General features: G+C 37.0%; 11 protein-coding genes. 3 read left to right on the forward strand and 8 right to left on the reverse strand.

From position 1 onward, the window contains the following. Positions 1–9 precede the first annotated feature (9 nt). The 5 genes from KIM67_RS09685 to KIM67_RS09705 form a co-directional block, all read right to left on the reverse strand. On the reverse strand, positions 10–786 hold the full coding sequence (locus KIM67_RS09685) for a 3'-5' exonuclease (RefSeq protein WP_213831124.1): 777 nt from the start codon (positions 784–786) through the stop codon (positions 10–12). Positions 787–795: 9 nt separating this feature from the next. Further along, on the reverse strand, positions 796–1,578 hold the full coding sequence (locus KIM67_RS09690; RefSeq protein WP_213831125.1) for a prolyl oligopeptidase family serine peptidase: 783 nt from the start codon (positions 1,576–1,578) through the stop codon (positions 796–798). 66 nt (positions 1,579–1,644) lie between these two features. Next, positions 1,645–3,009, reverse strand: a complete 1,365-nt coding sequence (locus tag KIM67_RS09695) for a dihydrolipoamide acetyltransferase family protein (RefSeq protein WP_213831126.1) — start codon at positions 3,007–3,009, stop codon at positions 1,645–1,647. A 94-nt stretch (positions 3,010–3,103) separates the two neighbouring features. After that, positions 3,104–3,724: a recombination mediator RecR gene (recR, locus tag KIM67_RS09700; protein WP_213831127.1), complete on the reverse strand. Its 621-nt coding sequence runs from the start codon at positions 3,722–3,724 to the stop codon at positions 3,104–3,106. Positions 3,725–3,850: 126 nt separating this feature from the next. Further along, a complete protein-coding gene (locus tag KIM67_RS09705; protein WP_213831128.1) occupies positions 3,851–4,210 on the reverse strand; it encodes a CoA-binding protein in 360 nt (119 codons plus the stop codon). A gap of 356 nt (positions 4,211–4,566) precedes the next feature. Between KIM67_RS09705 and KIM67_RS09710 the strand changes: the two genes are divergently transcribed. Next, positions 4,567–7,020 (forward strand): outer membrane beta-barrel family protein, encoded by a 2,454-nt coding sequence (locus tag KIM67_RS09710; RefSeq protein WP_213831129.1) that lies wholly within the window; start codon positions 4,567–4,569, stop codon positions 7,018–7,020. A gap of 98 nt (positions 7,021–7,118) precedes the next feature. Here KIM67_RS09710 and KIM67_RS09715 read toward each other — a convergent pair whose 3' ends face one another. The 3 genes from KIM67_RS09715 to KIM67_RS09725 all read right to left on the reverse strand — a co-directional run bounded on the left by KIM67_RS09715 (position 7,119) and on the right by KIM67_RS09725 (position 10,193). Further along, on the reverse strand, positions 7,119–8,126 hold the full coding sequence (locus tag KIM67_RS09715; RefSeq protein ID WP_213831130.1) for a 3-oxoacyl-ACP synthase III family protein: 1,008 nt from the start codon (positions 8,124–8,126) through the stop codon (positions 7,119–7,121). A gap of 93 nt (positions 8,127–8,219) precedes the next feature. Next, positions 8,220–9,530 carry an AarF/ABC1/UbiB kinase family protein gene (locus tag KIM67_RS09720; protein ID WP_213831131.1) on the reverse strand — a complete coding sequence of 437 codons (1,311 nt, stop codon included), beginning with the start codon at positions 9,528–9,530 and terminating at the stop codon, positions 8,220–8,222. A 6-nt stretch (positions 9,531–9,536) separates the two neighbouring features. Then, positions 9,537–10,193 carry a TetR family transcriptional regulator C-terminal domain-containing protein gene (locus KIM67_RS09725; RefSeq protein ID WP_213831132.1) on the reverse strand — a complete coding sequence of 219 codons (657 nt, stop codon included), beginning with the start codon at positions 10,191–10,193 and terminating at the stop codon, positions 9,537–9,539. 336 nt (positions 10,194–10,529) lie between these two features. Here KIM67_RS09725 and htpG point away from each other — a divergent pair, with 336 nt between their 5' ends. Continuing rightward, positions 10,530–12,416 carry a molecular chaperone HtpG gene (gene htpG / locus KIM67_RS09730; RefSeq protein ID WP_213831133.1) on the forward strand — a complete coding sequence of 629 codons (1,887 nt, stop codon included), beginning with the start codon at positions 10,530–10,532 and terminating at the stop codon, positions 12,414–12,416. 130 nt (positions 12,417–12,546) lie between these two features. Beyond that, complete coding sequence (locus tag KIM67_RS09735; RefSeq protein WP_213831134.1) at positions 12,547–13,881, forward strand: hypothetical protein; 1,335 nt, start codon at positions 12,547–12,549, stop codon at positions 13,879–13,881. Positions 13,882–13,884: the final 3 nt, after the last annotated feature.

Raw genomic sequence — 13,884 nt, forward strand, 5'->3', positions numbered from 1 at the left:
GGGTTGTTTTTAAGATAACTTGTTATTAAGCTTGCTCAGCTTTATTTGTGTGAGAACCTTTTTGGTATACAGTGGAAAATCAGCATTTAAAATCCAGCCAAAATAGCCAGGTTCTTTTTCCATAACTTCATCTACGGTTTTATCCTTATGTTTCCCAAAGGAAAAGATAGGTTCATTTTTCTTGTTCACGCCTATAAATCCTGCAAAGTCCAAGGATTGTTTACGAGTAGTGAACTCAGAAAGCTTTTTCATGTTGTTCTCTAGTTCTGGATACCTGTCCAGCTGCGCCAACAGCACTTCATAAGTAGCTAAGGTATCTGCTTCTGCACTATGTGCATCTTCTAAGTTTTTATCGCAATAGAATTTGTAGGCCGCTCCTAACGTTCGTTTTTCCATTTTATGAAAAATGGTCTGTACGTCAACCGAAACCATATTCTTCATATCAAAATCTACATCCGCTCTTAACATCTCTTCGGCCAGTAAAGGAATATCGAACCTATCAGAATTAAAACCTGCCAAATCACTGTCCTTTATCATCTTGTAGATTTCTTTGGACAATTGCTTGAACGTTGGTTCATCAGCAACTTTTTCATCGGAAATACCATGTACCAAAACAACTTCTGGGGGAATGGGCATTTCTGGGTTAACGAGCCATGTCCTGCTTTCTTTATTTCCATTTGGAAAAACCTTTAGAATAGAAATTTCAACAATTCTATCTTTGGCTACGTTAGTCCCAGTAGTTTCCAAATCGAAAAAACATATTGGTTTGGTAAGTTTTAGTTCCATAAAACAGTTTTAACGTGATTTAGAAAATAGCCAAGAAAGCAATTCTGGTTCTGCAAAGGCATTATCCCAACTATTGTGGCCGACTCCGGGGTAAACAGTATAGGTAACGTTGATATCTTTATCCTTCATTGCTTTTACCATATTGGCCGAATACTTTTCCGGGACAACATCATCAGCATCGCCATGAAAAACCCACCAGTCTGGTTTAGTTAGTTTTTTGCTTATTTTCGGATTTGCACCTCCACAAACGGGAAATGCCGCAGCGAACATCTTTGGATTCCTTTTCACAAGTTCAAATGTACCCATTCCCCCCATAGAAAGTCCTCCTACGTATATTTTACGTTTATCCAGTTTGTACCTTCTTTTTAAATCTTTTAACAAGCCTTCCAACAAAAGCATATCTTTTGTGGGGGCACTGTCCTCATAAAAAACAAATTCCCTATTGGGCATTTCTCCTTTTACATCTACTTTGGACCACGAACTATTTGCAGCACATTGGGGAAATACCACAATTGTTGGATAATTATTTCTTACTTCTTCTTTTTGGAACAGGCCAGACCCATGCACTAGCTGGCTTTTATTATCATTTCCTCTTTCTCCAGATCCGTGCAACAGTACTATTAATGGATATTTTTCCGAAGCATCATAGTCTTTTGGCAATAGCATACGATATGGGAGACTATCCCCATCCTTTTCAAAAATCATTTTTTGATAGTCAGAAGAGTTTTGTGCCGTCATGCTCATACTAACAAATAAAAGACATGTTGCATAAAAAGAGATTATAATTCTCATTGATTGATGAATTGAATTAAACCTCTAAATTAACAATAGTGAAAGAAATAAATGTGCTTTTTTGGACTAGATTTCCCTATTTATATCCCAAGCTTCAAGATAATCTGCTACCGTTTTTACAAACATACCTCCCAAAGCGCCATTTACAACCCTATGATCATAGCTATGGGAAAGGAACATTTTACTTCGGATACCTATATATTCTCCTTGGTCGGTCTCAATTACAGCCGGAATTTTCCGTATCGCTCCCAAAGCCAAAATACCCACCTGAGGTTGGTTGATAATTGGTGTTCCAAACACACTGCCAAAAGTACCCACATTGGTAACGGTGTAGGTACCATCTTTGATTTCATCTGGCTTTAGCTGATTGGTTCTTGCTCTATTGGCAAGGTCGTTCACCGTTTTTGCCATGCCCACCAAATTAAGTTGATCAGCATTTTTTATAACCGGCACTATAAGATTCCCATCTGGAAGTGCTGCCGCCATTCCTAGGTTGATGTTTTTCTTTTTAATCACTTTATCGCCATCCAAGGAAATATTGACCATTGGATACTTTTTTAAAGCAGTGGCCACAGCTTCCATAAAAATTGGTGTGAAAGTCAATTTTTCACCTTCTCTTTCCTCAAAAGCTTTTTTGTTCTTATTTCTCCAATTGACCACATTGGTCACATCTACCTCAACAAAACTTTGAACATGGGCAGATGTGGCAATACTATCCACCATATGCTGCGCAATCAGTTTTCCCATGCGGGTCAATGGAATTATTTCATTACCATCGCCTACAGGCATTGATACAGGTGTTTTGGGTTTTTCCAATGGTGCTTTTGAAATTTCTGGCACAGGAGGAGCTTTGACTACTTCTGTGACTGTTGGTTCTACTTTTGTAACTGCGCTTCCGTTTGAGGAACGATGCTCCAAAAATGCCTTTATATCGTTTTTGGTTACTCTACCTTCCTTACCTGTCCCTATAATGGATTCCAACTCTTCCATTGAAACACCTTCTTCCTTTGCAATATTTTTTACCAAAGGGGAATAAAACCGTTCCGAATCGGAAAAATCATGTGCTGTTGCGGTAGCAGTTTCTTTAGCTGATTGCATTTGATACTCCAATGCTGCAACTGGTTCTTCAATTGGTTCCGACGCTTCAACCTGCCCTTCATCGATAGATACAGGTGAGTCTGTATTTTCGCCATCTGTTTGTATAACGGCAACCACCTCACCAACTTTAATGACATCGTCAACTTCAAAACGTTTTTCAAGCAATATGCCCTCTACCTCACTGGGAACTTCTGAGTCAACTTTGTCCGTCGCAATTTCAAAAATAGCTTCGTCCAACTCTATAGTATCCCCAATTTCTTTTAACCATGTGGTCAGCGTTGCTTCTGCGACACTCTCTCCCATCTGTGGTAATTTCAATTCAAATTTTGACATATTCTTATTTAACGTAGTGATATCGACTTGTATTTTGCAAAAATAACAAAGAATTCAACGCATCCTTAATTTATATGCATTATTTAATACGTTGTTAACTTGCTTTTATCGAACTTTCAAACGGTACCCTGTTCAAAATACTTCTTCCCAGAGTAACCTCATCTGCATATTCCAGCTCATCGCCCACCGCTATTCCTCGTGCTATAGTCGATGTGGTTACACCAAGACCTTCCAATTGTTTATAAATGTAAAAGTTTGTGGTATCACCCTCCATGGTTGGACTCAGTGCAAAAATAAGTTCTTGTACATTCTTTTCCTTAACTCTGGTAATCAACGAACTTATGTTCAGGTTTTGTGGCCCTACTCCTTCCATTGGAGATATTTTACCCCCCAATACATGATAAAGTCCTTGGTACTGCGATGTATTTTCTATTGCCATTACATCCCTTATATCTTCCACAACACAGACTACGGTCTCATCACGTTTGGCACTGGAACATATTTCACACAATTCCGTATCCGAAATATTATGACAGTTTTTGCAAAAATTGATTTGATTTCTGAGGCTTACCAAAGCATTGGACAACAAATTGGTTCTTTCCTCGGGTTGGTTCAAAAGGTGTAGTACAAGTCTAAGTGCCGTCCTTTTCCCAATACCAGGTAACTGGGACATTTCATAAACAGCATTCTCTAAAAGTTTTGATGAAAACTCCATACCTTTAAATATTGAACAAAATTACAATTTTACCACTACCTATGTTAATCTGAAGGAATACAAGTCTTCTCTTTTAAACAAAAAACAAAATATCCCAATATCTTTTGTAACTGATAAGGCTCTAATTTAGTATTGACCTGTAGCCAATAGCACCAAAGTGCAAGCGACTTCAACATCAATACCTGCCTGTTCAAGGATCTGTTGAAATTCAGGATTCTCTGTACCGGGATTGAAAATAACCCGTCTTGGATTTAAATCAAGTATATTTTGATAATACTGTTTCTGCCTAGTAGGGTTCATATAAAGCGTAATGGTCTCCAAGTTTTCAAAACCATTGAGGTTATTTTTTATTTCTACATTGGAAACACTACCCTCCCTTAATCCAAATGCCTCTGTTTCAATTTTTTTTTCGATTAATCTGCGAATTACAATGTTACTATACCTACTTGGGTTTAATGATGCCCCAAAAACCAGAGTCTTAACCATTTGTTAATTTTAATGTTAAACTAAATCAAAGATTGTAACTAATCAAAAAAAAACTCGTCTATTGTACGTACAAAATTAATCATTGGTAAGACTGTATCTTTTATAGTTAATGGTTAGTGTTTAGTATAGCTTATCAATGAACAAGGCCTTGGTCAATACTTTTATAGTTGGCACCAGGGCCTTTCTTCTTCATAACTCCCTATAATTGATGGAATTCCGCAATACTTTTATGCAATTTAAAATAACCTGTTGTTTTTGTTAAAAAATGTTAAAATCCATATTGGATGTAACAACCAGCAAAAAGCATCGTCTCGTTAGTATCATCAATCAATAATCAATCAAAAACGAACAAAGTCATGAAAAGGGTATTCTTACTTTTCACACTGCTCTTGTGCAGTATTTATTCCACAGATTTACAAGCAAACGACAACACCGATACCAAAATTGGTTCTATCTCTGGTACGGTAATAGACAATGCACAGCAACAACCCATAGCCTATGCCGCTATTGTAATCAAATCCGAAGACGGCAGCAAGACAATTACTGGGGGGATAACAACGGAAGATGGGAAATTTGAAATAGACAAACTGCCCGAGGGAGTTTTTATTTTGGAAGTCCAGTTTATAGGATACAAAACACATTCGCAAAAGCTGGAAATAACCAAAAAAAATAAAAAACTGGATGTTGGTACCATTACATTAATGGAAGATGCCGAAAAACTGGAAGAAGTAGAGGTTGTGGCCGAACGAACGACTATAGAACAACGTGTGGACAGAAAGGTAATTAACGTTGGAAAAGATTTGACCACAGCGGGTGCCACCGCTTCAGATATCATGAACAACATCCCATCTGTCAATGTAGATTCACAGACCGGTGACATTTCTTTGCGTGGAAACTCCAACGTACGGGTTATGGTAGATGGCAAACTATCTAATGTACCCGTTGCACAGTTATTACAGCAAATACCTTCCACATCGATAAAATCGATTGAGCTTATTACAAATCCTTCTGCAAAATACAATCCGGAAGGAATGAGCGGAATTATAAACATTGTACTGCACAAGAACGCCAATGTTGGGTTTAATGGAAATGCAACCGTTGGTCTCACACAGGCAATAGAAGCGAAGTTCAATAGCTCGATAGATTTGAACTACAGACAGGGGAAATTTAACTTTTATGGTAATTACGGCAACAATATTGGCAAATATGTAAATGACGGAACTATTCTCAGACTCGATGAAAACTCGTTACAAGCTTTCGATTTTTTCAATAATAACAAGTCGCACCTTTACAAAGTAGGATTTGATTTTTATCTCAACGACAAAAACACCATCTCAGTTTTCACCAATCAAAACATTTTTGATGGGAACGGAGAAGGTATTACGGATGTTACTTATAACACCGATTTATCTAGAAATGTAACCCAAATCTTTACCGATGTAAATGAAAATCAAAGTGAGCAATACAACTTTGACTACAAACACGATTTCAAAAAAGAAGGTCATAATATAGAATTGGAAGTAGACCACAATAGGTTCAATAGTGATCAAGATGCAAATTTCAGGTCGATTGGAGCATCTCTATTTCCTGATTATATGGATTTTGTCGATACTGAACGTACGCAGACCTTTGTAAATCTAGATTATGTGAATCCTCTTGACAGTATTTCCAAATTGGAAGTTGGTTTGGAATCTAGAACCTTTGAAACCGATGTTGACTATTCCTCTACTGGTTTATCTTTTAATTCCGGTGGGGATTTGATTCCCACACCAAGCACGGATTTTATCTATAGTATGGACATTTATTCTGCTTATGTGACCTTCAGCCAAACCAGAGGTAAATTTTCATATCAAGCGGGAGTTCGTTTGGAGGATGTGGAAGTTAAGGCCGATACAAACAGGTTAAGAGCTTTTACCGATGAATATACCGAACTATATCCATCAGCCTTCATCACGTACAATCCAAATGAGAAAAATCAGTTTCAAGTAAGTTATAGCAGACGTGTGGATAGACCGGGATTGGAACAGGTTAACCCTGTTAGGGAATGGGCAACTCCTTTGATTTCTTCCTTTGGAAATCCAAGTTTGGTTCCCCAGTTTACCAATTCCTATGAGACCAATTATACAAGAAGATTAAAAAACGGAAGTATTACTGCCGGGGTTTTCTATAGAGCTATTTCGGATGAAATCAACCGAGCCGTTTATGTTGATCGATTGGATTTCAATAAACTTATTCTCACATTCGACAATTTTGAAAATACCTCTGCCTATGGTTTCGAACTTTCAACGAATTATAAATTCACGGAATGGTGGAGTATCAATGGAAGCTTTGATTTCTTTTCACAAACCCAAAGAGGAGTTACTGAAAGTTTGAGCGGCGATAGTCCCAATCCTACTGAAAATGATATTGTGGAAGAACGGGTCGAGGTGGACAACACCGCATGGAATTTAAGGCTAAACAATAGTTTTAAGGTAAGTAAATCATTAACGTTTCAGTTGTTTGGATTTTACAGGGGGCAAAACAGGACCATCCAATTTACCGCAAGGCCCATGTATTTTGTTAATCTTGGAGCTCGTTACAGTTTCGCAAAAGGAAAAGGTACTATAAGCCTAAATTACAATGATATGTTCAATACCATGCGCTTTGGTTTTGATGGAGATCGCCCTTATGAACAAGAAGGCGGATTCAACTGGGAAAGCAATAATCTGTATGCCGGTATGTCCTATCGATTTGGAAGCGGAAAAAACAGAGCAAAACAACGCAAGAGAAGGGACAGCAATACCAAAGAATCTGGCGGAGGTATTTTATAATAAATTTTTGATATTCCTTAATACGGTGTTGGTTGGTTAATAATTAAGGTTTATCATTTAAAGCCTCTGGTTCTTTATCAGAACCAGAGGCTTGTTTTTTACCATTTAATTATAACGCTCCCCCACGTAAAGCCACTTCCAAAGGCAGCAAGCACCACTAAATCCCCTTCATTTACTTTACCAGCTTCCCAAGCTTCAGTTAGGGCTATTGGAATTGAAGCAGCAGTAGTGTTACCATAATTCATAATATTGTTGTACACTTGGTCATTGGAAAGCCCAAACTTCTTTTGTACAAATTGTGAGATTCGCAAATTGGCCTGATGCGGAATCAACATATCAATGTCTTCTGCACTCAAACCATTGACTTTTAATCCTTCTATAATTACTTCGCTAAAACGAACAACGGCATTCTTGAATACAAACTGCCCGTTCATGTAAGGGAAATAGGAAGTGTCTTCCGGGTCTTGCTCTTCAATAATATCGGTAACCCATCTTTTTCCCATTCCCGGTGCGATCAAAGACAGTTCTTCTGCATGCTGTCCTTCTGAATGCAAATGGGATGATAGAATTCCTTTCGAAGCATCTTCTTCCCTAGTGAGTACAGCGGCCCCGGCACCATCACCAAAAATAACAGAGACTCCCCTACCCCTAGTGGTCATATCCAATCCATGTGAATGCAATTCGGAACCGATTACCAATATATTTTTGTACATGCCGCTCTTAATATATTGGTCTGCTACAGATACTCCATATATAAATCCGGAACATTGGTTTCTTACATCCAAGGCACCAACGGTTTTTATACCCAAATCACGTTGTACCAAAACTCCAGGACCAGGAAAATAATAATCTGGACTTAGGGTGGCAAAGACAATGAAATCAATCTCATCTTTATCGATACCTGCACGTTCTATAGCAACTTTTGCTGCTTTAACACCCATAGATGTTGTAGTATCCGTTCCCTTAATTACGTGCCTTCGCTCTTGTATTCCAGTACGTTCTTGAATCCACTCATCATTAGTGTCCATTACTTGGGACAGATCATCATTGGTGACTACATTTTCTGGCACATAAAATCCCAGACCAGATATTCTTGAGTTGTACATAATTTTCTGTGTTGTTGGTTTTTAAAAAAGTAAGCAACTTTTAAATGGAAAAGTAAAAAATATATTCAAGCAACAAAGAATATATCAAAAAAATTAGTCGATGTATTTCCTAAACTGATTCACTTTTACAGTCGCTTTTAAATCATGAAGGAGGTTATAAAGGCCAAAAAATGTCCGATTCATGTATAAAAAATGTTTTGACCCTCTGTTCCCGTTCATCTTCTTAATCTGTTCATCTTTAGAGTAACGTTCGCTCAAATCGGCAATTTTGTTCCAAAAATCGTCCGCGCCAAAGTCAAAATTTTCCTCATTGAATGGTGAAGTGAATATGGTAAGCATTTCCTTAAAAAGTGCTTTAAAGAATTCAAGCTCCTTTTTGGAATCTGTAGGTGTCAGGATTTCCAATTCATAGAGCTTTTCCATAAAGATGCCATCATTATTGATGTTACCTTCTTTTGCCAGTTCAAAATAAGGTATGTAAAACTCATCTGGAATCTGTTTAATACAGCCAAAATCTATAGCAATTAAGGTTTCTTTAGGGCTGACCAAGAAGTTTCCAGGATGCGGGTCCGCATGAACTTTGCGCAAACTATGAATTTGGAACATGTAAAAGTCCCATAACGCCTGACCTAATTTATTTCCTAAATCTTGGTCAAATTCGGTTTTGGCAAATTCACTAAGGTGTCTACCCTTCATCCAATCCATAGTAAGGATGCGCTCACTGGACAGGTTCTCATAATACTTTGGGAATTCCATATTGGGAATGTCGGCACAAGCTTGCGTAATTTCTTCACTTTGCTTGAGCTCCAAAATATAATTGGTCTCTTCAACCAGTTTATTTTCTACTTCTTTAAAATACTTTTCAGAATCCTTACCCTTAAGATTGAACATTCTTATTGCAATAGGCTTTACTATAGCTAAATCACTACTGATACTTTTGGCCACACCGGGATATTGAATCTTAACGGCCAATTCTTTACCATCTTTTTTAGCTCTATGAACTTGACCTATACTGGCAGCATTGACAGAATCCTTTTCGAAAGTGTCAAAAATTTCCTCAGGGTATTTATCAAGGTACTTTTTAAATGTCTTCCTTACCAAAGGTGCGGAAAGTGGTGGTACTGAAAACTGTGACAGTGAAAATTTCTCGACATAAGCCCTTGGAAGAAGGTTTTTCTCCATGCTTAACATCTGGGCCACTTTTAGGGCACTTCCCTTTAGACTCTTTAGCCCATCGTAAATATCCTCTGCATTGTCTTGGTCCAATTCTTCTTTGGCCGATTCTGAATTGACCAATTTCTTTCCATAGTATTTGACGTAATTACCCCCAATCTTCACACCCGTTTTCACAAGTTTTCCAGCTCTCTCAATTTTTCCCGTGGGAATACTGTCCAATGTCTTCATACGCTCTTAGGCAAAGTTTTCTTTGTATAGGAATTTCCCAAAATCAATAATTTTTTCTAATGGAGTATTTTCAAATACTTCAAAAATAGTTGTCACGGATTTTTCTATAGCGATGTCAGTTCTCTCGAAATCCGGTGAATTGTCGTCCATCCAAAACTTTAAAAGGAATAAAAATTGCAACCAGGCGCCTTCTGAAAAAATCTGTGGGTTTCTTTTTAGAATCTTCAGATTCTTTTCGCTGTTTCGTTCTTCAATGAGCTCTGCTGCAAAATCTTTTATGTGGTTTCTAAGACCTTTTAACTGAGTTATTTTTTCCATGCGCCCCTTATGTTCGTTAAGCACGAACAGCACATAGCTCCTGTTCAATGTTAACGATTCAAAAAAAGTAAAAAAGAAAGTGAGCATCTTTTCCTCATTGGTCATGTTATCATATGCCTTGTTCTTTTGCATTACCGACATTGTATTCTCATAAAACTTTTCCCAAATACGGTGGCGTAAACCTTCAAAAGAACCGAAAAACTTATAGAAATCCGATTCTTGGATTTTGTTTTCTTTACAAAATTTATAAACTGATTTTGGAACTGTCTCATGTTCCAAAACATAGTTCATAAACCATCCTACAACTTTATCCTCTGTTACTTTTGCGCTGGTAGTATTTGCCATTACATTATATGTTTAATCAAAAATACGATTTATCAAACAGATTTTAGTTAAGGTTTTAAGAATTAAAAAGGAAAACGCACTTTCGAATGAAAGTGCGTTTTCAACAACCTAACCAATAAATAAACAAACTTGTCATAGATAATCTATTTCATAGCAATTTTTCTACAACAGTTCAAAGATACATATTTTGTTTATTCTTTTTATAATAATGATAAACAAAATATGTTAAATTTTATTTTTTCCTCAAAAACCTTTTTAAAATGTCAGTTTGTCATATTCTTGACTATGGTATTTTTTTTGTCATGGTATTTAAAATTCAAAGAAAATCATTAGACAATGGCTACAGGTAAAATCAATGTTTCAGTAGAGAATATATTTCCATTAATTAAAAAGTTTCTATACAGCGACCACGAAATATTCTTGAGAGAACTTATTTCAAACGCTACGGACGCAACATTAAAACTCAAGCACCTTACTTCCATAGGTGAGGCCAAAGTCAAGTATGGAAACCCAATGATAGAGGTCAAGGTCGATAAGGATAAAAAGAAAATCCATATTATTGATCAAGGTATTGGGATGACCGAGGTCGAAGTAAAAAAATACATTAACGAAGTTGCCTTTTCTGGAGCAGAGGAATTTTTAGATAAATATAAAGATGCAGGTAAAGACGCAGGAATCATTGGTCACTTTGGACTAGGTTTCTATTCTGCTTTTATGGTGGCAGAGAAAGTTGAGATTATTACAAAAAGCTTCAAAGACGAACCCGCTGTGCATTGGTCATGTGACGGTTCACCCAAATTCACACTAAAAGAAGCAAAGAAAACCGACAGGGGAACCGAGATTGTTCTTCATATAGCTGAGGATTCCACAGAATTCTTGGAAGATTCAAAAATTAGCGAACTGCTCAAAAAATACAACAAGTTCATGCCCATCCCAATAAAATTTGGGATGAAAACAGAGACCCTACCCAAACCTGAAGATGCAAAAGAAGAAGATCAGGCACCAACCGAAGAAGTAGATAATATTATCAATAATCCAAATCCGGCATGGACCAAACAACCTGTCGATTTAAAAGATGAGGACTACAAGGAGTTCTACAGAGAGCTGTATCCAATGCAATTTGAAGAGCCACTATTCAACATCCACCTTAATGTTGATTATCCTTTTAACTTGACCGGTATTCTGTACTTCCCAAAATTGTCCAACGACCTAAATATTCAAAAGGACAGGATTCAGCTTTATCAAAACCAGGTTTTTGTTACGGATAATGTAGAAGGTATTGTTCCCGAGTTTTTAACCATGCTTCGCGGGGTTATAGATTCTCCAGACATTCCTTTAAATGTTTCTAGATCATACTTGCAGGCTGATGGGGCCGTAAAAAAAATATCATCGTACATCACTAGAAAAGTAGCGGATAAACTAAGCTCTTTGTTCAAAAATAACCGTGAGGACCTTGAACAAAAGTGGAACGATATTAAAGTAGTTATTGAGTACGGCATGCTTTCCGAAGATAAATTCTTTGAAAAAGCGGACAAATTTGCACTATATCCTACCGTAGATGGAAAATTTTTCACTTTTGAAGAATTGGAAAACAAAATAAAGGACACTCAGACCGATAAGGACGATAAGCTTGTAGTTCTTTATGCTTCGGACAAAGAGGCACAGCATAGTTATATTGAAGCTGCCAAGAAAAAAGGGTACGAAGTCTTACTAATGGATTCTCCTATTATTTCCCACTTAATGCAAAAATTGGAAACTTCTAAAGAGAAGCTATCTTTTGCTCGAGTGGATGCAGACCATGTAGACAATCTTATTAAAAAAGAAGATACCGCAATTTCTAAACTTTCTGATGATGAAAAAGAAAAACTGAAAGGCGAAATAGAAGAGGTTGTAAAAGAAAAAGGATACACCATACAGATGGAAGCTATGGACAGCACCTCATCTCCATTTATCATTACGGAGCCCGAATTTATGAGAAGAATGAAAGAAATGCAGCAGACAGGGGGAGGTGGAATGTTCGGTATGGGCGGTATGCCAGAAATGTACAACCTTATCGTAAATACAAATCACGAGCTTGTAGGTGAAATACTGAATACCAAAACTTCCAAAAAGCGTGAACGCTTGATCAATCAATCACTGGATTTGGCAAGATTGTCCAAAGGATTGTTGAAAGGCGAGGAACTTACCAATTTTATAGCACGTAGCTACGATATGATCAAATAGGTTTAAGCCACTCCCATTTTTAAGTAAGGAGTGTAAAATATACCAGAAACCGCTCATGACTCGGCTAGCCCAAGTTAGAGCGGTTTTTTTAGGTAAAAGTTTTATCTTGAAGCGAAAACCATTCCTATCAATGAAGAACGATTACAAAAACCCTGCTTTCAAAAAAATGCTGGACTCGCTGCAGCAACAAAGTTGGGAGCTCGAACTCATCATATCGGGTTTTGCCATTTTTGGTCTTTTTACAGCTTATGACCCTCTTAAAATAGAGATGATCAATGCACAAAACAATGAGCAGGTATATAGCTTGGTCGTTTATCTTGTGTTACTGTTGGCATGTTCTATCCTACTGTTCAATCTACTTTTACATGTTATTATGCGAGGGTTATGGATTGGAGCTTTGGGTCTAAGATATGTGTCAGGGGATATTGACTTCGATGTTCTCAATTACAATAGTCGGTTCAAGAATTATCTAAGTAAAAAAATAGTCTCTTTTGATCGCTACATTGGTAATCTGGAAAACTATTGCAGTATTCTCTTTGCGATATCTTTTTTACTTGTTTTCTATGTACTGGCCATAACGATCATCATCATAACCATTGTTCTAATTTCATTTTTCATCATTAACAACGACAGTTTGCCTGGCTGGCTGAGTAAAGGTTTGGGGGTAACTTTAGTTCTGTTCATTGTTTTTGGAATGTTCCTCACTTTTATTGATTTTATTACACAAGGACTGTTAAAACGCAATAAATGGGTAGCAAAGATGTATTTTCCTTTTTATTGGGTATTCAGCTTTTTGACACTATCGTTTTTGTATCGGCCATTGGTCTATAACTTCTTGGACAATAAATTTGGAAAACGACTCATCCTTCTGCTAACCCCTATATATATTGCAATCTTATTGATTACCTCCTTGGAATACCGAAACTCTAATTTTCTTGATGACAAACAAGACTCATCAAACATGTTTGCCAATCAGGAGAACTATTTTGACATGCTAGTAAAAGATGAGGATTTTCCAGGTGAGGTTGCGATACCGTCTAAAGTTATTACTACAAATTATTTACAGGTGTTCATTCCTTTTTCTGAAGGTATTGAAGATAGGATTTTTAGTTTCAAGGAAACGCTGAAGCCAGAAAAAGACAGAAGAGGCCTAACTTCAAGTATTCAATTTAGCTCGAGTTGGGATGATAGGATAAAGAGCAAAAAACAAAAGGACAGTATTAGAAAACTATACCTTAACGTATTCAACGAAATGTATTCGTTCGAGATTGATAGTATAACCAAGGACAGTGATTTTATTGTAACTACAGGAATCAAGAATATCTTGGGTTTTGAAACTTATCTGGATATAAAAGGCCTACGGGAAGGCCTCCATACGCTAAAGGTCAAACGGAAACAAAAAAAGAAGGATTCGATTTCAACCGTTACACGCAAGGTTATTCCTTTTTGGTATTTTAAAAAATAACTA

Source organism: Flagellimonas sp. 389 (assembly GCF_018449435.1).
Classification (GTDB): Bacteria; Bacteroidota; Bacteroidia; order Flavobacteriales; family Flavobacteriaceae; genus Flagellimonas.